This is a genomic window from Moorena sp. SIO3E8, from assembly GCF_010692445.1.
GTDB lineage: Bacteria > Cyanobacteriota > Cyanobacteriia > Cyanobacteriales > Coleofasciculaceae > Moorena > Moorena bouillonii.
Window position 1 is genome coordinate 59,443 of sequence record NZ_JAAHHM010000026.1, and the last position, 23,848, is coordinate 83,290.

Below are 23,848 nucleotides of genomic sequence, written 5' to 3' on the forward strand. Positions count from 1 at the left end.
AGGGGTTAAATGTCATCGGGATTAATACCCATCTGTCGTAACCGTTCTGCTAATTGTTCAGCTCGTTGTTGAGCTAGTTCCTTCTGTTGGCGTTCAATTTCAGCTCGTTGACTTTCCTGTTGAGCTTGTTGTTGAGCCAGTTCTTTCTGTTGGCGTTCAAGTTCAGCTCGTTGACTTTCCTGTTGAGCTTGTTGTTGAGCTAGTTCCTTCTGTTGGCGTTCAATTTCAGCTCGTTGGTATTCAAGTTCAGCTTGTTCTGCGTTAGTGGGAATCCAATTTCCCTGTTGATCATACCAACGTAGCCACAACCGATTTAAGCCCCGATATCCCCCACGCCATAGACCTAAACCCAATTGCAACTCAGGCATCCAAAATTTAGAATTGTCTATGGTTTGGAGTTGATAGCTGCCGCCATCTAACTGAAAAATTCGCAATTCATTGCTGAGTCTATCAAAGGTAACATAGTAGGGAATTGCTAAAATTCGCTCGTACACTTCCCATTTGGTCGGTGCTTCTCCCGTTCGTTCACTGTAACCAAGGTCTTGATCTTTGGTACTGAAAGAAAGCAATTCTATGGCCACAATTGGTCTGACCTCTTCTTGCCAGATCACATAACTCATTCTCAGCTGTTGTCCCTGGTATAATCGGGAAATCCCTACTACGGCAAACCAATCCGGTCGTTTGTACCAAGCGGTATGGTTGGGGTCATAATATAAATTTAAATCACTGGCGACAAACACTCTTTCGCTCTCATAGTTGGGAGGGCGAAATGTTTCACTACACAGTTGTGGTTGCCAAAGATGAAATTCGTCAGGCAAACCGGGCTCCTCTGGCTCTTCACTGGGTAAATCATACATGGTGGGCAGGGTGTCTTTGGCCGGATGAGGGAGAATAACTTTTTTAAATGAGGGTTTGGCAAGTGACATGAGATTACCTCAATTTTTGTCGGAATGATGAGTTTGATTTTAACAACTGTCGGTAAGCATTAAGCCGTCAGCTGTCAGCCAGTAGGGAGTAGGGAGTAGGGAGTAGGGAGTAGGGAGTAGGGAGTAGGGAGTAGGTAACTTCGGATCAGGAAGCAGTATAAAAGAAATCCGAATAGTTTTTGATGTTATGATCAATCAGCAAGATTGTTCATTCTATATTTAGAATTGCTATAAAACTCAATCCCAATTTGTGATAATATCAGAAACTACTCGCAGCTATTTCCTGCTGAAAGCTGACAGCTGACAGCTGAATGCTTACCCCGACTCCCGACTCCCGACTCCCGACTCCCGATTCCCTAATTAATGAAGCGCTTCCCTAACCAAAATCACAGTACTATCAACACCCCGTGCGATCGCTTCTGGAATATTGCCATGGATCGCCTGCTCCAATAATCCCTCTCGACTAGCTCCGATCACCACTACATCATACTTGTGAGCCTTGGCTAAACGAATCAAAGCATCAGAAACAGAATAGGAACGGATTGGAATTGATACCACATTACTAATACCTTTGAGTTGTTGACGGAGGAAATAGGTAGCTTTTTCCAAGCTAGTCATTACAGGTTCCCCAGCTTGAGGGTTAAAAACCTGAGTTACTACGATTTGCTCTGCTTTAGCAAGGGTTGCTAGTATCGGGATTAATTGTAGGGCACGTCTAGAATTCGGTCCACCAGCAATGGGGATTAACCAACGCTTCCAGGTCTTAGCTAGTGAACCGTACTTAGAAGATTTAACATCTTCTATTACTTCCTTGCCTTGGGGTAATTTCAGCAATACTAAATCACAGGGAGCTTGTCGAATCAAGGTATCGATAATATTACCAAAAATCTGATTAGGACTATTAGATGGTGCTCCTTTCCATCCCATCAAAATTAGATTAATATGTCGTTGTTTAATGGTTTCTAGAATGGCTTGAGCGGTATCGTGGGATATCCGGATTTGGGTGTGAACTGGCATTTCCCACCGTCGCCCTAGCCTTTCCGCTTGCCTTAGCAATCTGCGACTTTTAGTAGTATCAACTGCTGTCTGAGCAGGACTACTGCTGCGAGAGATGGGTATTACCTGCAAACACTCAAGTTCATAGTCGCGATCGCGGCCAATAGCAGTAGCTATTTCTAACAATACTGGTGCTGATTGCGGATTAGCTAAGGGAACCAACATCCGTCCACTACCGGTAGCTGGAGCGCGAGTATAATAGACACCATAGGAGGGATCAGGACTTGGTCCTAGTTGCTCTTTTTCCCCACTAAGTTGGTTAGCTTCGGCACGAATAATATCACTAAAGGTAATGATTCCGACTAACTTTCTGCTTTCTATAACAGGTAACCGATTGAGTTGATAACGATTAAGAATGTAGAGAACGTGGCTTAAGGTATCATTGTGTCTAACTGTTATCGGTTGTGGAGTCATCATCTCTTTTATAGGGGTGTTTCCAGGCAGTTGGTCTCGATTTTTGGCAATATCTTCTTGAGTAATAATCCCGACCAATTTCCCCTGAGCAACTACTGGAAAGCCGCGATGACTAGAATTACTAAAGGTCTGAATGGCTTGATCTAAGGTCATCTGACTCCCTAGGGTTTCTACCCGGCGCTGCATAATGTCAGATGCTTTCAAACCAACTAAAGTTCTTTTGTCCACCTTTACTTGAGGCAAGCTGTAGCCTTTCCTCTCCAACAAACGTTGATAGAGAGACCCTTTGGCTAATTGATCGGCAACTAGGTAGGAAACCACACAGGTGATCATTAACGGTAGGACTAGATTAAAGTCCGTTGTCATCTCAAACACGATCACAATGGCGGTGATGGGTACCTTGGAAACAGCACTAAAAAATGCTCCCATCCCTGCCAAGGCGTAGGTAATCGGAACACCTAATCCGAGCAGATGATACTCACCGATGCCGACTAAATAGCCTAATGCGGAACCCAATACTAGGGAGGGATGAAACAACCCCCCTGGTGCTCCAGAACCATAGGCAATTATGGTCAGTAAGAAGTAGACCAGAAAAGCAAGACAGGTAAATTTCCAGCCGACATTACCACTGAGCAACAACTCCCGCAAACCACTGTTGTTATGGAACTGCTTCGGTAGCAGTGCTACAATACACCCACTAAGCATCCCAGCTATACCAATCCGCAATGGCAAGCTCAGCTTAAGGCGGTCGTAAAAATTCAGACTGGCCAGAATTCCCTGATTAAACAAAGCTGCTAGCAATCCAGCTAACACCCCCAACAACAAATAGAAGGGAATCTCAAGAGCGGAAAAGGTGCTGGAAAAGTTGCTTAGTTCCCGATTAAGATCTAGGGTCCCTCCACCCAATAGCCGGGAAACCACGGCACCAATAAAAGATGCTAGAATAGCAGTACCGAGGGTTATATTAGATAAATCTGGTAACAGTTCCTCAAAGATAAAGGCTACACTAGCCAGGGGAGCATTAAACCCAGCGGCTAATCCAGCCCCAGCCCCAGCGGCGATCATTTGACGTCGGTGATCAGGAGAGGTGGGTACCCAGCGAGTCAATTGAGCTGCCAAAGCTGCCCCAATATGAACGGTTGGGCCTTGCCGTCCCATAGTCATTCCCGCCGCCAGAGATAGGATAGTGCTGACCAACTTGACCGCAGCAACTAGTAAATTCATCGCGATGGGAAACCGGGCAAGGGCACCTTTGATCTGAGGTACGCCACTACCAGTTGCCTCTGATGCTAGAAACTCAATCAGGAATCCGCACAGTAATCCTAAGCAGAGTCCAAAAGCGGGTAGGGCAAAGCTAGGGGGTAGGATCAGAGATGCTTGAAGCCGCCAACTCCCTAACCAGCCAATACTTTGTTTGAGTAATACTGCTGAGAGTCCTGAGACCAATCCAATCAGACAGGCTTCGGCAAGGGCAAGACTTCTTTTGGGGATCAGCCATTGGGTAATGGGATTGATCATTGATTGATCATTAGTTAATTTTCATTAGTGATTATTCGTGGCTGCTTTGTAAATACCAGGATAATTTCTATAGTTACAAAAAAATAAGCACCAAGCACCGAGCACTAACCCACTAATGACTAGAGGTTACCGATAGTCCTTCCACAATTAGAGAGGGTGTATAGATGCTATCCTGCCAGTCAGCATCATCACCCAGTACTACTAACTGTTTAAGGGTGTTGTAGACATTCCCAGCTACCATGGTGTCTTTGACTCGACCAATAATATTTCCTTGTTGCACCCGATAACCTAACTCAACATTGACGGAAAAGTCACCAGAGATGCCAGCACTACCGCCAAGAATCTGGTCTATGACTAATCCTTCGTCTAATTGCCCAATTAAGTCATTGAGTGACCCTTGGCCTGGTTTAATCAGTAAGTTGACTAGATCAGGGGTTGGGTAGCTGCCTAGGCTAGGGCGAAATCCATTGCCAGTGGTGCCAGTTCCCAGTAAGCGACCGGTAGTGCGATCGCAATAAAACTGTTGCAATTGCCCTTCACTGATGAATACGAGGGATTGGGTAGGGGTGCCTTCATCATCAAAGGGGCAACTGTAGGGAAATTCAGGATTGGGTTCTTGAAACAGGGTCAGGTTTTTTGAGGTAACCACCTGACCTAGACTATCACTCCAGGGGGTGGCTTTTTCAAGTACCCGTTTTCCATTTAAGGCTGCTTCCACAGTGCCCCATAGCAAATCCGCTGCTTTAGAGGTCAACAAAATTGGCACACGACCACTGGGAGTAGAGACATTTTCCGTTGCCCAGTTGAGCCGTTGTAAAATTTGCTCTAGGACTTTGTTAGTGTTTAGGCTTTCCTTGGTTGAAGATGGGCTTAATCGAATTTCTGTACTATCACCGACACTTAAAAAGTCTTCACCCCTGACCCATTCAACCCCAAGGAAATAACTGAGGGTTGTGTCAGTGTAAGAGCAATGTAATCCTTCAGAGTTAATTAGGCTAGTGGTTTCTGACTCCCATTCCGACTCAGCGCTACACAATACTTCTGGGTAGGCATCGCGAATTAATGCGATCGCATCGGAGCCCATTGCTACTAATTCTTCTATCGGTATAGTTTCTGGTGAGTCGGAATAGTTAGCGCTCGGACCATCAGCCAGTTCTATAGATTCTGGTTCATTGAGTGCAGTCATGGCCATTGCCCGGTCTACTAAATCTTGGGCTGCCACTGCTCCATAGCCCACTGCTAGTCCCGGACGTCCGTCTCGCCATAACCGTAGCGCTGTCCCTTCCGATTGACTACTTTCGATTTGTTTGAGCCGATTAGCTTCAAAAAACACAGGACGAGAAAGCGACCGCGACTGATAAACCTCTGCACTAGTCGCTCCTGATTTAGCTGCTAAGTCTAACAGTTGTTCAGCTTGCAGCTCTTGCGGTATAGTTTCAGCACTCATATTGCAAAGGGAGTAGGGAGTAGGGAGTAGGGAGTAGGGAGTAGGGAGTCGGGAGTCGGGAGTCGGGAGTCGGGAGTCGGGAGTAGGGAAGAAAAATTCTCACAATTTATTTTTACCTTCTGCCTGTTGCCTGTTGCCTGTTGCCTGTTGCCTGTTGCCTTTTGCCTTTTGCCTTGTCTTATAACTCCCGGCATAGCCAAAATCCAGCAAACCGTTCTGAGGTTGGACTCGATTGTACGGCCAGAAAATGGACAAGATTAGCGTTCTGCTTTGCTTCTTCAAAGCTTTTTGCCTCTGCCAGAATTTGGGATTTGGTCAGGTTAGCGAGAATCCAGCTTTCATTGGCACCAGTTTCCAGTAACAACTTTGGCTTATCATCAGTAGTGTCAAGTCTCACAAAGGATAGCTCTAAACCTGACATCCATGCCGCTAGGGGTTTAGCTCGTTGGGAAAATATAATCAGACCGGGAATGGGGGTTTCTGGGGCAATGTCCATGATCGAGACCGGGAAGGCTTCACCAAAGTCAATATCCCACTCGTTCATTTCCTCAAAGGCAGCGGCTTGTAGACTTACAACTGCCCACTTCTGTCCCTGCAAGGCATCGGGTAGTGGTTTAGGGATGGGGGATTGATAACGGACAAATGAGGAAGCAGCGGCGGCGGGGTCATAGCCTGGTTGATTGGGATAAAAGTCCTGTATCCTTTGTTTTAGCCATCGCTCCAAAGCATAGGTGCGACGGCTGGGTTGAGCTGGAATATTCAGCTCATTACAGGCTTTGGTAATCATATTGTTCATCTGACGCCGAAAGAAGCGAATCTTGGTTGGTGGCTGTTGAGCTTTTGCGATCGCATCTGACAAAGCCTGCCCCAACCAAATTGAATTCACCTGCTGGTTGGGACACCAACTAGCGTATTGAAACAGTGTCTCAGGTGAGAGGTTGATGTCCAAAGGACTCTCGCAAATTAAGACTTCCCAAAGTTTCTTCTGATTTTCGTCCAAAATTGGGCGGGAGTAAAAATCGAGTTCCCAAATTGTTTCCATGCCACCATTAAGATAATCTCACCCATATTTATGATACGGCTCCAAGAGCGCAATCCGTAAGCATTCAGCATTCAGCTTTCAGCAATCTGCTACCAGTTATCAGTTATCAGCTATCAGCTTATGGGTTACATCACAGGCTAGAAGCCTGTGCCACACTACTTGAGGTGCTTTTGAATAAAATCAGCTGACCACTGACTACTGACCACTGACCGCTGACTGCTGACTGCTGACTGCTGACCACTGACTGCTGACCACTGACTGCTGAATGCTTAAGATGTGATTAATTCTATTTAACTATATATAATTAAATATATTCACAATTGTGAAAGTCAACAAAAAACTATGAGTAGCGATCGCACAGACGTATTAGCCGCCAACACAGCGTTTTATCGAGCTTTTGAGAAAAAGGACATTGAAGCCATGAGTAAGGTCTGGTCTCAAGGCACTGGTAGTCTTTGTATTCACCCTGGACGTGATGTAATCAAAGGTTGGCGGCAGATTCGCTCATCTTGGGAACTGATATTCAAGAATACCCAATACCTGGAAATTGAACCAGAGATTATTGCTACTGAAGTCAGGGACACTCTTGCCTACGTTGTTGTGCTAGAAAAAGTGTTGCAAGTTAGCAAGGGTAGAAGGATTGAGGCAGAATCCATAGCAACCAATATGTTTGAGCTTATGGCTGGCTCTTGGTATTTGGTGCATCATCACGGCAGTCCACTAATGGGCTAACTTCAGATAAAACCTGGTTTGAAGGCCCAGTTTGGGACATTCCCCCTAAAAACGTAAATTTCTAATTTCCCGACTTTTGGGAAGGGTTCTGTTGGCTATCCGGATTGTTTTTATCATCCATCATCGATAACTCAACGTTTGCTTATTAATAATATTTAGGAATAAATTTCCAGCAAAACCGAATCCCCTATAGGGTTCAGGAAGAGGTAATTGGGGAAGAGTTTATTCTCTTTAACCCCGAATTACCGAGTTTCTGGTGTTTACCACTAGAGATATAGAGTATCGTCTTTAAAGAGTAGATTATCACATAAACAAAAAAAATTATCAATTAATTTTGGATACAGTTGAAAACTACCCATAGCAAGTTATGCTCCTGTTGGCGAATCACCTCAATGCTAGGGAAATCGATAGGGTGATGGAGTGATGGGGTGATTGGGGTGATGGGGTGATGGGGTGATGGGGTGATGGGGTGATGGGAAGAAAGTGCTAGGTACTAAGGTCACTTGGTATTAATCAGAGGGGAGAAGAGAGGGAAAGCAAAGTTTATGTCCGTGTCGAGTATAAAGGGAAGATTTCGTCACCTAGGTGGACTTCGCTTGTGTAACCCCAGGCTTTAGCGTGAGGGCATGCTGAGGAGAATCAAACCATCCTGTCGATCTCCCCATGATTAATACTAGAGCAATGTTTTAGACAAAGTGTCGTTCGATCAGGGTGGGAATTTGCTGGGGAGCCACTTGGCTGTAGCGAGCTTTGTCTGGCATCATCACTAGGTTAGGGCCATGTTTGCACTGTTTGAGGCAGCCAGTTTCTTTAATCTTGACTTGGTCTTCTAAACCATGGTCCTTTAAACTCGATGCGATCGCATTACACACCGCTTGACCCCCCCGTTTCCGACAACTGGATTTCTGACAAACTAAAATACTCGCTTTCCGGCTGGGAGTTTTGGGAACCAAAACAGTTGTTGGCTGCTGGTGGGGGGGAGCAGCAAGGCTCACCTCATAGGCTTTAAGTATAAGTTTTCGAGTTTTGCGCTTTAGTTTGCTGGTGCCACTCACCTCAATCCACGCCCCAGGGATAATCGCTGGATCCAAGCTCTTTCTGAGAGGTTTAGATAACTTAATCCAATATTCGACATCTGAAACAGTAATTCTTAAGTACTTGATTTTATAGCCATCCTTAATGACAAAGTCTAATAACTGTCCTATTACACTAAACTCTGAGACTGGCTCTTTCAACTTAGACATAGTTATTTACCTCTAGGAAAACTGTTTTTCTTTAATCAACCTTAAAAATTGCCATCCTTATGCACTCAATCTTTATAATGTGCTGGATTTAAGCAGATTTTACCAAGACAAATCCCGTTCACGGAGTCGTGACTAATCAAAAATCTCTCTCAACTAATCTATCACAAATAATCGTCAATAGAGCTTCTGGAAAAGTTAAAAATTGTGTTATTAGCGACATTTGGGAGTCTAGATTAAATAAGATTAGATGTGTTAGCCTACTTAATAGCCTGGCAATAAGGCACACTTAATGAAAACAAGAGGTGAACACTATTATGTCTACAACTCAGGGTCTACTACGCTCCTTTGGTGAAATTGCTGACAATCCAATTTTGCTGGAAAAAAACGTTACCACCCCTGTTTGTGAAGGATTAAACATAGCTTTAGCCAGTTTCCAAGGGTTGTACTTGCAATATCAAAAACACCACTTTGTTGTGGAAGGAGCAGAGTTTTACTCCTTGCATAAATTCTTTGAAGAAAGCTACGAGGATGCTCAAGATCATGTCCATGACTTAGGAGAGCGTTTGAATGGACTAGGAGGAATTCCAGCTACTAGTTTTGCCAAATTAGCTGAATTGTGCTGCTTCACTCCTGAATCTGATGGAGTTTACAACTCTCGCCAGATGGTAGAACATGACTTAGCAGCTGAGCAGTCAATCATTCAGTTAGTACGCAGTCAAGCTGCTCAAACAGAAAGCCTGGGCGATCGAGCCACCCGCTATCTTTATGAGAAAATCTTGCTCAAGACTGAAGAACGGGCTTATCATTTGAGTCATTTCCTGGCTCCGGACAGCCTAGTAATGGGATTTATGGGCAATGGAGCAAACTAAACCAACTTCAACCTAATTTCCCACTCCTTACTGCATCAAGAAAAACAGCATCAAGAAAGTTAAGACATGAGGGTTGACGGTCAACCCTCATGTCTTAACTTTGAACCAATATGAAATATAAAACGGAGAGGGGGAGATTCGAACTCCCGGAGCCTTTCGGCTCGCTCGATTTCAAGTCGAGTGCAATCGACCACTCTGCCACCTCTCCAGGCAAATCTATATTAACAATCCGTGGCCAGGATGGCGACCATCTCTACAAAGTTATAAAATTTTGTTTTATAACTTTGTTTTATACCAGCAACGCTTCAGAAGCCTGGTAAAGTAATTCTTCAGATACCACCGAGTAATCCTTACCCACCCAGACCAGGGATACTTGATCCACTATACCGCCTTTGAGAGACACTATCGAAAAATTCCGCAATCGGTCTGTATCGGTTTCGAGAATTCGAGGCACACTGGCTGCATTTAAGTATACAGTCCCTTCCGGACTAGTAACAATCCTGGTTCGTAGTCGGTCTTTGGTGTGCTTGAGGATGTGGTGCATATGACCAAAGGTGACTAAGGGAATGTTTTTACCCAAGGAATAGGTTTTTGCGATCGCATCTTCCAAATCCGGGTCCCCATGATCACCACCAGTAGGATACCAGTCTTTACCACAGGGAGCTTCTGCTTGCTCACCTAGTCCCGTCGGACCATTATGACCGATCAAGATTACCGTTTCGTAAGCCGCACTACGCACTGCTGCTAGAATGCGCTCAACGGATTCAGAAAAGCTATTAATGCCATACTGTTCCCTGTAAAACTTCTTATTGCGCCAAGTCTGCCCACCCCAACTGTAAGGGCGAGCACCAACTACAGAGAGATTCAAATCTGGGAAGTCAAGGTAACCATAACCCACATGGGTTGACCCCAATAGATCCAACTGTTGCTGTACCCTATCTTCTACTTCATGGTCATAAGGACACTTTTTCCTTCCCCATTCCGAAGCAGTATACCAAGCATCATGGTTTCCCATAATCACCGCCTTGGGTAGGTCAATCGCAGCAATCATCTGGACTATATCCACCGCCTCATTGCCGAAATCCCCGACAAATAAGACCAGATCCACACCCAACTGCTCAAGAGCTATAGCATCTTCCGGTTCCCACAGTTGATGAATGTCTCCAACAACGGCAATTTGGATTGATTGTTTTTGATGAATCGTCATGCTTGTGTAACTATCGCCCCTTCTCCAGGATAAAGGCAAAAGGGCAAACAGCAATATAACATCGAAAAAAGAATACTACATATCACCCCATTATCCCATTAATCCATTATCCCATCAGCCCTTTGCACAGAGGTTGTTTCTGAGCATCCGGATCGAGCAGCTGATAGCTGAAGAATACATTAAGTGTGACTTTTCTTGAGGAGTCTCTAACGGATCTGAGGCATTCGTGATGGCTGATCTGAAACTATTGGCAAATTCTACCGTCTCTACTCTGTGTCCCCCCCTAGGGCTGTTTAATCTGCTCAATAGTATCTAGTCTGACGGGCAGATACCGGAGATAGCTCAGATCACGGAGATCAGAAATACTTTATTCTTCCATTCTTCCATTCTTCGGCACCTTCGGCACCTTCGGCCTATTGCTCTCCTTGCTCTGAAGCACCATCAACACTTTCACAGGAAACATCAACGTAAGCGGTTAGTAAGAAGCGTATGTCTAGATTAGCGTTTAGCCCAGGAGCAGGACCAGAACAGTTAATCAATGGACGTTATCAAGTTATTGACATCCTTAACCGTGTGAGCTGGGGTCAAACTTGTATTGCGTTAGACACTTACCGACCCGGAAATCCCGAATGTATTGTTAGACAATTCCGTCCTGTTACTGATGACCCTGACTCCTGGCAAGCTGCAAAAGATATATTTCATCGTGAAACTAAAATTTTGGAGATTATCTGTCAGCATGACCAAGTTGCCAAAATTTTAGATTGCCTAGAAATTGACCATAGCTTCTACATAGTTCAAGATTTCATCCCTGGACGACCCCTGAGTGAGGAACTCAATCAACCCTGGAGTGAAAGCAGAGTAATCAATCTGCTACAAGAGGTTTTAGAGATTTTGGCATTTGTGCATCGCCAAGGGGTGATTCATGGTGATATCAAGCCAGACAATCTGATCAGACGATCAGACGATAGCAAATTAGTTTTAACTGACTTTAGCGGTATTAAGCAGGTACGGACACCATTAGTTGGTGTTCAATTTAGTGCCATAGCGGCTTTGGGGGCATTCGGGTATATACCAACAGAGCAAATTCTCGGTAAACCTCGTCCCTGTAGTGACCTATATGCTGTAGGGATGATTGCCATTGAGGCACTCACAGGACTCAAACCCTTACACCTAGAAGAAGACCCATTAACCGGAGAAGCCCTTTGGCAGGACTACGCCACAGTCACTAAAGATTTCGCTGGCATTATTCAGCAGATGGTGCGCTATTACTTCAAAGACCGTTACCAGTCTGCTGATCAGGTTTTGGAGGCACTCCATTCCTTAACTAGTTCTAAACCATCTATAAACTTACCAATGTCTTCAGCACCACCAACATCCCCAAACCCCTACAAACAAAAAACTGACGATAATCTGGGTGAGCCAATTGAACCAGAGACTCTTGAAACAGAGGAAACAGAGGAAACAGAGGAAACAGAGGAAACAGAGGAAACAGAAGACATTTATTATCCCTCTGTGCCTACTATTCCTACCAGAAGGTCTAGTGGACTTAATCTCACCGCCATGGGAGTTTCCGCATCTGTAGCCTTGTTAGTAGTAGCTGGAGGCTTCTTGTTCTCATCGGGTGGCAACCAGGCAGAAACTAAGCTAGCACAGGCTGAGGAAAAGTACCAGCAAGGGGATTTAGACGCAGCGCTGAAGCTGGTAAAATCGATACCGGAAGATAGTGAAAACTATCAAGATGCTCAAAATGCGATCGCTCAGTGGAAAAAAGATTGGCAAGATGCCAAAGCCCTATTTCCCCAGATAAAAACTGCCTTTGAGCAACAGAAATGGGTAGAGGTAATTGAGCAAGCTAGTCAGATTCCTAATATTGTCTTCTGGCAACAGCAAATAGAACCTATGGTCAGCCAATCTCAAGCTAATCTTGAGAAGGAAGCTTACCAGTTACTACAGCAGGCTTACAACCAGGCTATCGAGAGAGACTTTACTGGTGCACTCAACACATTTAAACAAATCCCAAAGGGAACAAAAGCCTACGCTACAATTCAACAAAAAATTCCGGAGTACACTCAAAAGCGAAACATAAAAGCAAACTTCCTTCTTCAGCAGGCTTACAATCGAGCTGCTCAGAAAGACTTTACCAATGCATTGGTATATTTGAAAAAAATTCCTCAAAATACCGATGCCTATCCTAAGGCTCAGGAAAAAATTGTTGACTATACCGCTAAGCAAGAAATTCGGGCTAAGTATCTCTCAAAGATGGCTTATAACCAAGCTGTTTTAAAGAACTACACTAAGGCTTTGGATTATTTGAAACAAATTCCTAAAGGTACCTCCGTCTATGCCAGTGCTCAAGCCACAATTCAGCAGTATGCTCGATAAGCTATTGTGCCGTTAAACTGTCTATTATTGAAATCAAATAAAAAAGATATATCCCAGTGCCCTTTTGCCGTAAGCTATCAGCTATTAGCTGATAGCTTACTTGTTTTACCCTACAGGAGTTAATTGATATTTACTACTAGCAACTAACCTGGGATTGCGATTCATTGCTACTTCTATAAAAGCAGGACTTTCTTTGTGCACTACTTCGGGAAATTTGCCCGAATTAGCCATAACTTTTCTACCTGGTGCGTAAGCTTCGATCACATTACCGCTCACAGAACACATTACCATTAAATAGTCACAAACTGGGCATTCAGTTTTGGTGACCTGATCTCCAGCACAAGCATAATGTGATGCTTGAGAACCGATTAAGTAGTGACGTTGAGCCATATTCCCACAGTTGGGACATCGGACTGATTGAGTTGTCTCCATTGCCGATTCTCCTCATTTACATGTCATGGCTTGAAGGAAATAAGTCAGACTTAAACTCAGAATTCAGAAAGTTTTTTAAATTTTTATGTTTTTAATTAAACCTAAAGTTGCTGTTCAAGTGCGGCAGTAAATTTTTCATAGTCAGCAACTCCTACAATAGTTTCTACCACTTCACCGCCCTTAAAAATCAGCACCGCAGGAATGCTGCGGATACTGTATTTTTTTGCAGTAGCTTTGTCGGCATCAATATCGATTTTTACTACCTTAACGCGATCTTTGTACTCTTCATAAAGTTTATCCATTAAAGGACCAATTTTACGACATGGACCACACCAAGGGGCTGTAAAATCAACGACAACTGGAACTTCAGAGGTTAAAAGTGCATCAAATTCACTGTCTTTGATGTAAGCAACTGTACTCATGATATATTCTTGAAATTTTTTAAAACTACCACAAATTTATAGTCAACGGTAAAGGGTAAAAAGTCAATAACAGTCAAGATGGTTACCCCTTTTATCTTCCTTTAATAAAGAAGGGCGCTTAATAGATTTGAATAGCTGTAATAACCAGGATGGCTAAGGCTATAGTTTGGTTTACCATGGTTATATGAAGTTGCTTGATGCATTAAATTATGGCTGCTGAGGAATTAGAAAGGGATAGCCTGATCGAAAGGCTAAACCGAGGTAGACAAGCGAAGGCAACTATGGGTGGCTATGCAGGTTATGGTTCACCGGCCTTCGGTCAACGCGCCCTAAATGGTGAGTTAGTGGATGATCCCCAAGAACAGCATGTAATTGAGTTAATTCGCCGTCACCATAAATCGGGCAAGTCATTACAACAAATCGCTAACTGGCTCAATCAGCATGGCTATACAACCAAGCGTGGTCAGCAGTGGAAACGGATCTCGGTTAAGCGGGTTTTAGACCGGCTATACGGTAGAACCCCTAGGGTGTCTAGTTTGCCTCAAAACCCCAGTCAAGGGAACTTAAATCAGTAAGTAAATCAGTAAGCTCCAAGCTGGTAAAGTAGTTAGAACACCTGAAACAGAACGTTAGATAAGCCAGGGTACCTGATCGGACAATCCCATCGGACAATCCCATCGGACAATGCCATCGGACAATTGCCAAGCTAGGTCAGCAATGCCTAATTATTTGCCCCTAAGCCCAAATGGTGAAAGTCCCAGTATCCCTGGCAACCTATAAAAGCCAAAAGCTATGTCATATAAGGGTTAAAGATTATTTTGCTGTAACATCTATTTATTATATACCTTTATACAAGTTATGTGCATATTATTTCTGGATTTGCGGGATTTGTCCGTAACATCCCTCTAAAAAAACCCAGGCTCAGTAAATACACCAGCGCCATAGTGTGTAGCGGTTGGCGGCGGTCGTAGGTCACGGAAGTTCACGTATCAAATTAATTATGCAACTCAACGATCGACTTATCTGCGCCCCAACCCTAGAAGAGGCAATAGATCATCAGCCTTTGATCGTTGCTCCTGACACCCTCCTAATCGACGTAATTGCTTTGATGAGTCAGGAGGGAGGCAAAAGTTGTTCATTGCCCAATTTATACTCACCATCAGACCAGCTCAGCATTCGTGAGCCACGGTCTAGCTGCGTTTTGGTAATGCACTCAGACAAGTTGCTGGGAATATTTACTGAGCGCGATATTGTCCGGCTAACAGCTAATGGCATTAACTTTCAAGAGGTAACAGTAGCTGAGGTCATGGCACAGCCGGTGATTACGTTTCCTCAAACTGCTTGTCGGGATATCTTTGCTGCCTTATTTATATTTCGTCGGTTTCGGATTCGCCACTTACCAATTGTGGATGATCACGGTCAGCTTGTGGGTGTTGTCTCACCAGAGCGAATTCGCCAGGTCTTGCGACCAGCCAATCTGCTCAAGTTACGACGGGTATCAGAAGTGATGACCCCCCAGGTGGTTAATGCGCTTCCAACTGTCTCAGTATTGAGTTTAGCCCGACTCATGAATAAGCACCGAGTTAGTTGTGTGGTCATTACCTCCGACCATGGAGAGGATATCTGTATGCCAGTGGGGATTGTCACAGAGCGGGATATTGTCCAATTTCAGTCTCTCAAGCTGAATTTGTCTAAAGTCCAGGCTCAGGATGTGATGAGTACACCTCTATTTCTGCTGAGTCCTGAGGATTCTCTATGGACAGCTCATCAGGAAATGCAAAAGCGTCGTGTGCGGCGATTGGTGGTGTCTTGGAATTGGGGTAAAGAAATTGGTATTGTCACCCAAACAACCCTGCTGCGAGTGTTTGACCCAATGGAAATGTATGGCATTGTGGAGACATTGCAGCAAACCGTTGAGCAATTAGACCCAGCCAAAGAATCCGTGAACAAATCCCACAAAGCCATTCCCCCTGGTGAGGAGTTTGGGAAGATGGCAGAAAATGCGATCGCTTTATCAGGAGATAGGTTTAATCATAAATCAGAGTCACCCAACACAGACCAAAACACAGACCAAAACAGAAAACTAACAGTAATTTTGTCAAAACCGATAGAGGGTCAAGGATTAAATCATTCCCAACAGTGTGAGGATTTCAACTATCCCAAAAGTAACTTGAGCACCAGTCAAGATTATCAACTGTGTATCTTGCTCAACACTATTCAAGCTATTCTAGAAAACCTAGCTAACCACTCTAACCTATCATCAGAATTACGTCAAAGCCAGCTTAATTCAGCCTTAGATCATCTTGATCAAATGCGAGAGCTAATACAGAAAGCCCAAAACCAGTCTTGTCAGGATCAGGTCGTGGTAGATCAGGTAGGTACTTCTAGCAGTTAAGCTAATCCAGATTTAAGGGACATATTTGACTTGGTCTGAGTTTGTTGAACGGTGTTCGCCGTAGGCGTCCCTTGTTGGGTAGGTTAACGGTTAACAAAAACTAATTGGAATTCTTTGAGTGCTGGTAAAAAGTTTTTGTTTTCATGACTAGGGCGCGTCAGTTTAATCAGGGCAAAACGTTGGATAGGAGTTAGTTCTGCCCACTGTTGAGTAGTTACTACGACTCCCAATTCCATAGCTTTTTCCGCCACGGTAGATGGAATTACCTGAGAATTCATCCAGGGAGCTTGGGGATCAACAGGTAAATTAGAAGCGGGTTTTCCTGTATAGTTTATAACTAGGTGTTGAACATAGTCTGCATACTTTTGGATTGACTCGGTCGTAGTGCAGGGTATCTCTACCAGTTGCTGACGCTCGTGTTGATTAAACTGATGCCAGTGGCTCAGTTTAAGTTTGATGCCGCAAGTATCTAATTTCATCCGCACTTGCATAGGAATGCACCGTAAAGAATCCACAAAATCGGCTTCAAATTGGAAAAAATTAGTCATAGTATTCTCAAGCTTATGCATTAATGATGTTTTCTTGTGCTAGTACTCCGTATAATCCAGTAACTCATTGATAGAGATATAATGGCAATTGCTAATCCAATTACCTGGCTTCCAGAAGTTGTTTTCAGGTCAAGAATAATGATTTTACGGGCAACGGCAATTAAAGACGTAACAACAACTAACTCAAGTTGAATAACATGTTTTCGCAGATAAGCGGTTATATTCTCTAAAATTTCTAGTGCAATGAGAATATTTAGAAACAGTCCAAATATTTTGAAAAGTGTTTTGCTCAAAACTATTGCTTCTGGATTGGTTATTTCTTTAACTAGTGAAATAACTAGGCTTCTAAGTGCAACCAAGATTACCACCACCATCACCAAAGAAAGAACTTTGGAAACAAAACCCTCGAACAGATTTAGCCCGTATAAAAAATTCTCATCTTTGCCTGCATCTCTAAGTTTTTGGAAGAGTTGTCTTAACCGCCTCATAGGAATAGGTTAGTAAAAAGACAGATGATGGTTGATTTTAACACTTCCACGGCGCATTAACCTAACAGATTAGTCAATCTCGTGGTTGCCTTTCCCTGAGGCCACCTCCGATGTTCAACTATCGCAATCTCTATGACTTCATAAAGCCAAGACAATCGGCAAGAGGAAGGGCGTTGCTGATTCATGCAATGATTGAGGGTAATTGGTAATTGGTAATTGGTAATTGGTAATTGGTAATTGGTAATTGGTAATTGGTAATTGGTAATTGGTAATTGGTAATTGGTAATTGGTAATTGGTAATTGGTAATTGGTAATTGGTAATTGGTCACTGATCCCACTACACTTGACGAAGTTCCTTAGTTCACTAGCCCCAGACGGAGAATAGACCGGAAGAGGGGTCAGAGGGCAGAAATTGACCATGATCTTTGTCACAAAAATTTACAAATTGACATTGGGGGTGGATCAAGTTTTAGTAAACATATAGTAAAGATTTCATTAAAGTTTCCTATAAGTTGATTAGGGTGACATATATCCCCTAGATTTCCTTGTCAGTTTACTCAAGATTACGTGAAAATTGTGTGAAATTTGCATAAATTTGGTAATTTCGTGAAAAAAGTATGAATAAAATGTGAATGTAGAAAAGAAATGTGAGTTTCGCTTGACAACTACCCCTTGAATTTACTAGATTGCCTTTTGTAGATGAACAAAGTTTCACGTTCAAGATCATCAGCGTGAAATATAACTTCATAAACCAAACAGCCAAACCAATCCAACTTTGGATTAGTCTTTTTTGAAAGAATCAAAGAGGGTAACTATGCTCAAGCTAGTGATTTTATTGTTTCCGCTGACTGAGCCAGTTTTTTGAATAGAACTTGTAACTAGTTCACGCTAGACGCCATCGGCTTTATGGCGAATCGGGCTGAGTCGATAAACTGGCTCTCGATCAGCTCAGTAGATAGCCACATAGAAACTCTAGATAAAAACTCTAGAATATTTGTAAATTCAGGTGCTCATCTGTTTCGGTGTCTAAGTGTTTGGGGATTTACTTCAGACAACAGAAAAGTTTTCTGTCTAAAGACAGAGGAATTTAAAAAGGGTTTGTATTTGTTGTTGTAACGGGCCTGAAATAGGATCAATCTTTCACGCTCATCTGCGCTTAGTCTATTTAGGCAAGGCTCTGGTATTGTGAAAAATTAGGTGTAACATTAGGTTTCACAACAGCATCAACTTTGAAAAAATCATCCGACATACTCATGAACATACCATTAGGAAAGCGGAAGCCATCGCCGCGTTCTCTAATCCAGCTTTTTACTAAGAGCTTTTCAGGGGTGCTTAGGAAATTGAACCTAAAAGCAGTAGGTTTCAAACCCACTGACGACCCTAGCCATTGCTGGCAGTGCTGTGGGTTAACTATCTCGAACAGATTGCTTAGGGGTCTTAGATCTGACACCTCCGACACTGGTGTTGGCACTGAAGGCATTGAACAGGATAGCAGCTATTTCCGGAATGATGTGCTATCGTCAAACTTATCAGTCTCGGTGGGAGCAAAAAAAACGGAAATTATCTTACTGCAAGGGATGTTCAATCTCCTGAAAGTCTTCTGTGACATAACTCCAATCACCGATATGCCCGCATTACAAGGGAATCATACGAGGCTGATTGGCAAAATTCTACCCCACTGGCAAGTATTTAGGTTGGTAATCGATATCAAAGTCAATTCTGTTCTAGTCCAGCAGTTTTTAAATCCATTGTGGCCAATGACCACGGTGGGATCTGTTGAGTAAGTGAGCCTCAACAGATCCCACCGATTAATCCTTGGATTGAGAGTTTGTTATTGTTCCCCATGGTAGTTTGTAGCAGCAAAGCTTGTTTATCACTTAATGTTTATCCCTATAAGTGTTTAGACAAAGTTTAGACAAATAACTATGAGCTGAAACCCCATAGTCAGCTATTGGTCGCAATTGCAATAAATCCTTAACCTGTTCCAAGGCTTAATCATTACCGTGGTTAATTGGCAACTTCCCCTTGCCAGTTGGGTATAGACCATTACAAGATGTCGTTAATTCTGGGTGACTACCATGGCAAAAAAATTACTATCAATAACTAGTAGACCATCAACTAGTAGAACATCTCAACCAACGTCAACCTCTACGAGCTCTGAACCAGTCATGACTAATGATCAGCTTAACCAGGTCGTAGAAGCTATCATCGCAGGCAAGTATTCTTGGGCTTGTGTGTTAGTTCTGCGTTTTTCTGGCTACAACCCCCTCCATTACATCCCTTACCGAACCTACAATCGGTTAATCAAAGAAAACAGTCAAGGTGGTAACCATCCAGTTGGCAAAACCCCTGTATCACAATCACAGGTTGTTAGTAAGGTCTAGTCAGCTAAGCGGGAAATTTGGGAGATTCATCAAGTCTGAACAAAACCCACCTGCCTAGGTCAGTTTGATGGATTATTGATGGGCTATTGATGCAGAGGCTACTTGTCAACGTCTTCCCTTTTAATATGTTGAACTGCACTTGCATCAACCGACCTATCTGCTTACATCTAGCTGACTTCTATTATTGGCTTGATGGTTCGACTCAGACTTGACCTCCTATCCCCAACCCTTATGGGTTTACTTTACACCAGATGCCCTAGCGGTAATTTAAAGTTTCGATGAAGTTTACTTAAATTTTTTGTGAAATTTTTGTGAATTATTGGTAACTAGTCGGTTAGTGACTTGACAAAAACTAAGCTATTAGCTAACTAAATGTAGTTAATTATAAATGGTTAATTGTAAATGGTTAATTGTTAAAAATCAATTTTCAATATTTAACATATGAAGAATATAATCAGGGATTCGGAAGAGCATGGGTTACCATCGTCTTCTATCAACCCAGACCCTGCTAGCAATTTATCAGTAGTGCTTCAAAGCTTGACCCTAGACTCAGTCGATCCAAAGCTCAACTACGAATTTAGTCAATCGTTTGACCTTGATAACTTCCAGCTAGGGGATAAAATCCTCGCCTATAATACACCAGAGCTATCCAAAGATTCTGTTGAGATTGAACAAGATCACCAATATCTTTACCTAGTTTGTCAGGGGCGGGTACGACTACTAGGCTTTGATGCTGAAAAACAGCGGGAGGTTTCCATACAGGTACTCGAAGAAGGGGAAACCTTTGGTGCCTATGATCTCTTAGGTAGTCTATCCTATCCTTACAGAGCGATCGCAGCGAGTTCAGGACAAGTTGCTCGTATTTCCCTAAATCAACTCTTGCCTTGGTTGGAACGGTTGCCGAAGTGGTCGGAAATCCTGGGGCAACAAGCCCAGCACCGGCAATGCCTAATTTTCTTCAAGACTTTGACCAAATTGCGTACGCTTAACGGTGTTAGCCTAAATCAACTGTTGCCCTACATCATAGAAACACGCATTGAGGCTGGGGAGTCTCTGGTGTCCTCTTCCCAAGCTGGGCATTGCTGGCTACGTAGTGGTCAAATGGCAACGCCAGAAGGAACAGAGGCAAATTCCTCTGCTCCATTTCCTAGCATCGGAGACAGTTGGGGATATCCGATGCCAGTACCAACAGATTGGATTGCCCAAACTGATGTATTGCTTTACCAGCTGCCTCAAGAGCATTGGCAAGCGGCTTGCGCGATCGCACCAGTTTTGGCTAACTCCACCGACTCACCAGATCAGGAGAACAGGCAAAGTGCTAAAAATGGTGACGGTAAATCTCCATCGGCTCAAGGCCTAGTTAACAAAACCCATACTCCGTCACCACATCCAAACCAAACTAGAGCACGACCGACTCGGCGAGTTTTAGAACCTCCTAAGCAACAAACGCCAAAAGAACCCAGTCAGTCAGAAAGCTTTGATTTTCCTAAACCAGCAAAGCAGGGTTGGAAATTCCTAAGGTTTTGGCAGCGCTATCCTTTTATTGAGCAGCAAGCTTCCTCGGATTGTGGTGCTGCCTGCTTAGCCATGATTGGGCAGTATTGGGGTAAACGGTTTGCTCTCAACTCCCTGCGGGAACTGGCGGGAGTGGGCCGTTCTGGTTCATCCCTCAAAGGTTTATCTAAAGCAGCAGAAAGTTTAGGCTTTCAAGCTAGTCCAGTCAGGGCTTCTTTAGGTCGCTTAGCGGATCGGAGTAATCCTTGGATTGCTCACTGGGAAGGAGATCACTATATTGTTGTCTACCAAGTAAAGGGTAATAAGGTACTCGTTGCTGATCCAGCAGTGGGGAAGCGATCGCTTGCTCGCAAAGACTTTCTCCAAGGTTGGACTGGGTATGCCATGCTATTGGATCCAACTCCCCAACTAGCAATTACTCCCAGCGACAAACGTTCTTTAGGGCCGTTTTGGGGGTTGCTATGGCCCCATCGCTCAGTCCTGCTGCAAATTATCTTGGCTACCCTGATCCTTCAGGTTTTTGGTCTGATTACTCCCTTATTTACCCAGATCATTCTTGACCGGGTGATTATTAACAGAAGCCTTGTCACTCTTAATGTCTTCTCCATTGGTCTAATCATCTTTGGCATTTGGACGATTGGGGTTAGTATAACCAGACGCTACTTGCTCGACTACTTTTCCAATCGGCTTAGTCTCACCTTCGTCAGTGGGTTCATAAACCATACCCTGACCTTACCTCTGAAGTTTTTTGAATCCCGCCAGGTGGGGGATATCCTGACCCGAATTCAGGAAACTGGAAAAATTCAGGGTTTTATAACTCAGCAAGCGATTGCTACTTGGCTAGATGTCATAATGGTGTTTGTCTATATTGGACTGATGCTCTACTACAATTGGCGTCTAACTGTGCTGGTGTTGGCAACGATTTTACCCATCGCCATCTTGACTGTGATTGCCAGTCCCTTTCTACGCCAGGTGTCCAGGGAAATCTTTAAAGAAGCAGCCCAACAAAATTCTATGTTAGTGGAAATGATGTCAGGGGTTGCTACTGTGAAAACGGCGGCTTCGGAACAAGAAGTGCGCTGGCGCTGGGAAGATCGCCTCACCAATCAGTTGAATGTACAATTTAAAGGTAGAAACCTGGCTAACGGGTTAGGGTCAATTAGTTCTCTAATTAATACTCTCAGCAGCACAGCTTTGCTTTGGTTTGGCGCTAGCTTAGTAATTAATGAGCAGCTTACTATCGGTCAGTATGTCGCGTTTAATATGCTCATTGGCCGAGTCACTGGTCCGATTTTGGCTCTAGTGAATCTTTGGGATGAGTTTCAAGAAATCTTGGTGTCTGTAGAACGGCTTAATGATGTCTTATCTGCTAAACCAGAGGAGAATCCTCAAGAACCGATGCTGGTTCTACCTGAGATTAAGGGTGATGTAATATTGGAAGATGTTACCTTCCGATACTCCGAGGATGAGGATCGCAATATCCTACAGAATATTTCCCTACAGATTAAGGCTGGAGAAACCATTGCTCTAGTGGGGCGCAGTGGCTCGGGCAAGAGTACCTTGGTGAAGCTACTGCAAGGTCTCTATCATCCGACTAATGGTCGTATTTTGATAGATGGACACGATATCCGCCATATTTCCCCGCAATCTTTGCGTTCTCAAATGGGTGTGGTACCCCAAGAATGTTTCTTGTTCTCGGGGACAATTGTCGAAAATATCACTCTCTACCGACCGGATTTCAGCCTGGATGAAGCCGTAGAGGTAGCCAAACTAGCAGAAGCTCATGCTTTTATTCAAGGTATGACTTTGGGATATAATACAAAAGTCGGAGAGCGAGGCTCTACCCTTTCTGGTGGACAGCGACAAAGGATTGCCATAGCCCGAGCCCTATTGGGCAACCCCAAGATTCTGATTCTGGATGAAGCGACTAGCTCCCTAGATACAGAATCCGAGCGCCGCTTTCAACAAAACTTAGCTCGCATTAGTCGCGATCGCACTACCTTCATCATCGCCCACCGCCTCTCTACAGTGCGCAATGCTGACTGCATCCTTGTCCTAGACCGAGGCATTCTGGTCGAGAAAGGCAACCATGAGGAACTCATGGATCGTCAAGGTCTTTACTATCATCTAGCACAGCAGCAGCTAGATCTTTAATAGATCATTAACTAGTGCTCATTAGTCATTAGTTATTAGTTATTAGTTATTTAGTCATTAGTCATTTGTAAATTCCAATAGACCCTGGTTAGTCACAAAGGACTAATGACTAAGAAAATTTGAAGCTACCTATCACTATATCAAACTATGTAAAAATTTGCCAATTTGGCAACACAGTGATGTGAAAAGGACTAATGACTAATGACTAATGATTAATGAAATTTGAAGCTAGCTATCACTATGTCAAGCTTTGTAAAAAGCTGCCAAAAATCTGCCAATTTAGCAACATACTCAGATGAAATTGATCTTTTATCAGAAAAGTGGAAAAGCCCTGTGTGAATAGAAGGGGAGAAAAACGTGTTCAGATATGGCTCCACACCCATTTCGTAACCACTGTTTAGAATCCCCTGAGAATCCTCCATGACGCACACTCACAGGATTGTTTAATTCCAATTCCTTTGTTTAATTCACTCCCATGCACCCCACCAAAGGTGAGACGGAGGTAACTTGGAGAGCCTAACCCTAGGGTCAGTCCTGCTCAAGTCCACATCTGACAGCGTGCTCAGCCAAGCGGTTTGACCGACCGACGGCTACTTAAAGGGGAAGGGTTTAAGTTCTGATCTCGGGGTGCATTTAAGCTATCTGAAAAAGGGGCAAGTAGAGTCAGGTAATG

Annotated in this window: 21 protein-coding genes and 1 tRNA gene; 8 read left to right on the forward strand and 14 right to left on the reverse strand. The window is 43.7% G+C overall.

Translation table 11 applies throughout. The features are described from left to right. Window positions 1-5: 5 nt before the first annotated feature. The 6 genes from F6K46_RS14200 to F6K46_RS14225 form a co-directional block, all read right to left on the reverse strand. Window positions 6-926 (reverse strand): Uma2 family endonuclease, encoded by a 921-nt coding sequence (locus F6K46_RS14200; protein WP_293056798.1) that lies wholly within the window; start codon window positions 924-926, stop codon window positions 6-8. Window positions 927-965: 39 nt separating this feature from the next. Continuing rightward, window positions 966-1,121 (reverse strand): hypothetical protein, encoded by a 156-nt coding sequence (locus F6K46_RS14205; RefSeq protein ID WP_293056811.1) that lies wholly within the window; start codon window positions 1,119-1,121, stop codon window positions 966-968. A gap of 165 nt (window positions 1,122-1,286) precedes the next feature. Continuing rightward, the gene (locus F6K46_RS14210; protein WP_293056826.1) at window positions 1,287-3,914 is read right to left on the reverse strand and encodes a chloride channel protein; all 2,628 of its coding nucleotides are present in this window, start codon (window positions 3,912-3,914) and stop codon (window positions 1,287-1,289) included. A gap of 112 nt (window positions 3,915-4,026) precedes the next feature. Further along, complete coding sequence (locus tag F6K46_RS14215) at window positions 4,027-5,361, reverse strand: TldD/PmbA family protein (RefSeq protein ID WP_293056839.1); 1,335 nt, start codon at window positions 5,359-5,361, stop codon at window positions 4,027-4,029. Then, a complete protein-coding gene (locus F6K46_RS14220) occupies window positions 5,358-5,555 on the reverse strand; it encodes a hypothetical protein (RefSeq protein WP_293056842.1) in 198 nt (65 codons plus the stop codon). The genes F6K46_RS14215 and F6K46_RS14220 overlap by 4 nt, the downstream gene beginning before the upstream one ends. Beyond that, a complete protein-coding gene (locus tag F6K46_RS14225) occupies window positions 5,540-6,403 on the reverse strand; it encodes a Tab2/Atab2 family RNA-binding protein (RefSeq protein WP_293056855.1) in 864 nt (287 codons plus the stop codon). Before F6K46_RS14225 ends, F6K46_RS14220 begins: the two co-directional genes overlap by 16 nt. 342 nt (window positions 6,404-6,745) lie before the next feature. Between F6K46_RS14225 and F6K46_RS14230 the strand changes: the two genes are divergently transcribed. Further along, a complete protein-coding gene (locus F6K46_RS14230) occupies window positions 6,746-7,135 on the forward strand; it encodes a nuclear transport factor 2 family protein (protein WP_293056867.1) in 390 nt (129 codons plus the stop codon). A gap of 686 nt (window positions 7,136-7,821) precedes the next feature. On the opposite strand, the gene F6K46_RS14235 is transcribed toward F6K46_RS14230, so the two are convergent. Beyond that, window positions 7,822-8,379 (reverse strand): (2Fe-2S) ferredoxin domain-containing protein, encoded by a 558-nt coding sequence (locus F6K46_RS14235; RefSeq protein WP_293056878.1) that lies wholly within the window; start codon window positions 8,377-8,379, stop codon window positions 7,822-7,824. Between the two features lie 314 nt (window positions 8,380-8,693). Between F6K46_RS14235 and F6K46_RS14240 the strand changes: the two genes are divergently transcribed. Further along, entirely contained in the window at window positions 8,694-9,248 is a 555-nt protein-coding gene (locus tag F6K46_RS14240) for a Dps family protein (protein ID WP_293056880.1), read from the forward strand. 123 nt (window positions 9,249-9,371) lie between these two features. Here the strand turns inward: F6K46_RS14240 and F6K46_RS14245 are convergent. Continuing rightward, window positions 9,372-9,456: transfer RNA gene (locus F6K46_RS14245), tRNA-Ser, on the reverse strand. Window positions 9,457-9,537: 81 nt separating this feature from the next. Further along, window positions 9,538-10,455, reverse strand: a complete 918-nt coding sequence (locus tag F6K46_RS14250) for a TIGR04168 family protein (RefSeq protein ID WP_293056882.1) — start codon at window positions 10,453-10,455, stop codon at window positions 9,538-9,540. A 489-nt stretch (window positions 10,456-10,944) separates the two neighbouring features. On the opposite strand from F6K46_RS14250, the gene F6K46_RS14255 reads away from it, so the two are divergent. Next, window positions 10,945-12,837: a serine/threonine-protein kinase gene (locus F6K46_RS14255; RefSeq protein WP_293056884.1), complete on the forward strand. Its 1,893-nt coding sequence runs from the start codon at window positions 10,945-10,947 to the stop codon at window positions 12,835-12,837. Between the two features lie 105 nt (window positions 12,838-12,942). On the opposite strand, the gene F6K46_RS40140 is transcribed toward F6K46_RS14255, so the two are convergent. Further along, a complete protein-coding gene (locus F6K46_RS40140; protein ID WP_364305466.1) occupies window positions 12,943-13,269 on the reverse strand; it encodes a hypothetical protein in 327 nt (108 codons plus the stop codon). A 101-nt stretch (window positions 13,270-13,370) separates the two neighbouring features. Continuing rightward, window positions 13,371-13,691 carry a thioredoxin gene (gene trxA, locus F6K46_RS14265; protein WP_293056886.1) on the reverse strand — a complete coding sequence of 107 codons (321 nt, stop codon included), beginning with the start codon at window positions 13,689-13,691 and terminating at the stop codon, window positions 13,371-13,373. A gap of 209 nt (window positions 13,692-13,900) precedes the next feature. Here trxA and F6K46_RS14270 point away from each other — a divergent pair, with 209 nt between their 5' ends. Together F6K46_RS14270 and F6K46_RS14275 are read left to right on the forward strand one after the other, a co-directional pair. Next, window positions 13,901-14,266 carry a recombinase family protein gene (locus F6K46_RS14270; RefSeq protein WP_293056894.1) on the forward strand — a complete coding sequence of 122 codons (366 nt, stop codon included), beginning with the start codon at window positions 13,901-13,903 and terminating at the stop codon, window positions 14,264-14,266. Between the two features lie 425 nt (window positions 14,267-14,691). Next, window positions 14,692-16,086 carry a CBS domain-containing protein gene (locus F6K46_RS14275; protein ID WP_293056917.1) on the forward strand — a complete coding sequence of 465 codons (1,395 nt, stop codon included), beginning with the start codon at window positions 14,692-14,694 and terminating at the stop codon, window positions 16,084-16,086. Between the two features lie 83 nt (window positions 16,087-16,169). Here the strand turns inward: F6K46_RS14275 and F6K46_RS14280 are convergent, their stop codons facing one another. From F6K46_RS14280 to F6K46_RS14290, 3 genes are read right to left on the reverse strand one after another with little or no spacing between them, the layout of a single operon-like run. Beyond that, window positions 16,170-16,634, reverse strand: a complete 465-nt coding sequence (locus F6K46_RS14280; RefSeq protein ID WP_293056935.1) for a nitrate reductase associated protein — start codon at window positions 16,632-16,634, stop codon at window positions 16,170-16,172. 20 nt (window positions 16,635-16,654) lie between these two features. Then, a complete protein-coding gene (locus F6K46_RS14285; RefSeq protein ID WP_075895661.1) occupies window positions 16,655-17,122 on the reverse strand; it encodes a phosphate-starvation-inducible PsiE family protein in 468 nt (155 codons plus the stop codon). Window positions 17,123-17,178: 56 nt separating this feature from the next. Further along, complete coding sequence (locus F6K46_RS14290) at window positions 17,179-17,451, reverse strand: hypothetical protein (RefSeq protein WP_293056953.1); 273 nt, start codon at window positions 17,449-17,451, stop codon at window positions 17,179-17,181. Window positions 17,452-18,546: 1,095 nt separating this feature from the next. Between F6K46_RS14290 and F6K46_RS14295 the strand changes: the two genes are divergently transcribed. The 3 genes from F6K46_RS14295 (at window position 18,547) to F6K46_RS14305 (ending at window position 23,175) form a co-directional block, all read left to right on the forward strand. After that, on the forward strand, window positions 18,547-18,906 hold the full coding sequence (locus tag F6K46_RS14295) for a hypothetical protein (protein ID WP_293056963.1): 360 nt from the start codon (window positions 18,547-18,549) through the stop codon (window positions 18,904-18,906). Window positions 18,907-19,200: 294 nt separating this feature from the next. Beyond that, a complete protein-coding gene (locus F6K46_RS14300; RefSeq protein WP_293056970.1) occupies window positions 19,201-19,506 on the forward strand; it encodes a HetP family heterocyst commitment protein in 306 nt (101 codons plus the stop codon). 441 nt (window positions 19,507-19,947) lie between these two features. Then, entirely contained in the window at window positions 19,948-23,175 is a 3,228-nt protein-coding gene (locus tag F6K46_RS14305) for a peptide cleavage/export ABC transporter (protein ID WP_293056984.1), read from the forward strand. The last annotated feature ends 673 nt before the right edge of the window (window positions 23,176-23,848 follow it).

Coding starts and splice junctions, on each gene's coding strand:
- F6K46_RS14275 (WP_293056917.1), top strand. CDS start 14,692: ATGCAACTCAACGATCGACTTATCTGCGCCCCAACCCTAGAAGAGGCA.
- F6K46_RS14215 (WP_293056839.1), bottom strand. CDS start 5,361: ATGAGTGCTGAAACTATACCGCAAGAGCTGCAAGCTGAACAACTGTTA.
- trxA (WP_293056886.1), bottom strand. CDS start 13,691: ATGAGTACAGTTGCTTACATCAAAGACAGTGAATTTGATGCACTTTTA.
- F6K46_RS14225 (WP_293056855.1), bottom strand. CDS start 6,403: ATGGAAACAATTTGGGAACTCGATTTTTACTCCCGCCCAATTTTGGAC.
- F6K46_RS14285 (WP_075895661.1), bottom strand. CDS start 17,122: ATGAGGCGGTTAAGACAACTCTTCCAAAAACTTAGAGATGCAGGCAAA.
- F6K46_RS14305 (WP_293056984.1), top strand. CDS start 19,948: ATGAAGAATATAATCAGGGATTCGGAAGAGCATGGGTTACCATCGTCT.
- F6K46_RS14235 (WP_293056878.1), bottom strand. CDS start 8,379: ATGTCTAAGTTGAAAGAGCCAGTCTCAGAGTTTAGTGTAATAGGACAG.
- F6K46_RS14255 (WP_293056884.1), top strand. CDS start 10,945: ATGTCTAGATTAGCGTTTAGCCCAGGAGCAGGACCAGAACAGTTAATC.
- F6K46_RS40140 (WP_364305466.1), bottom strand. CDS start 13,269: ATGGAGACAACTCAATCAGTCCGATGTCCCAACTGTGGGAATATGGCT.
- F6K46_RS14210 (WP_293056826.1), bottom strand. CDS start 3,914: ATGATCAATCCCATTACCCAATGGCTGATCCCCAAAAGAAGTCTTGCC.
- F6K46_RS14250 (WP_293056882.1), bottom strand. CDS start 10,455: ATGACGATTCATCAAAAACAATCAATCCAAATTGCCGTTGTTGGAGAC.
- F6K46_RS14220 (WP_293056842.1), bottom strand. CDS start 5,555: ATGCCGGGAGTTATAAGACAAGGCAAAAGGCAAAAGGCAACAGGCAAC.
- F6K46_RS14280 (WP_293056935.1), bottom strand. CDS start 16,634: ATGACTAATTTTTTCCAATTTGAAGCCGATTTTGTGGATTCTTTACGG.
- F6K46_RS14230 (WP_293056867.1), top strand. CDS start 6,746: ATGAGTAGCGATCGCACAGACGTATTAGCCGCCAACACAGCGTTTTAT.
- F6K46_RS14240 (WP_293056880.1), top strand. CDS start 8,694: ATGTCTACAACTCAGGGTCTACTACGCTCCTTTGGTGAAATTGCTGAC.
- F6K46_RS14270 (WP_293056894.1), top strand. CDS start 13,901: ATGGCTGCTGAGGAATTAGAAAGGGATAGCCTGATCGAAAGGCTAAAC.
- F6K46_RS14200 (WP_293056798.1), bottom strand. CDS start 926: ATGTCACTTGCCAAACCCTCATTTAAAAAAGTTATTCTCCCTCATCCG.
- F6K46_RS14300 (WP_293056970.1), top strand. CDS start 19,201: ATGGCAAAAAAATTACTATCAATAACTAGTAGACCATCAACTAGTAGA.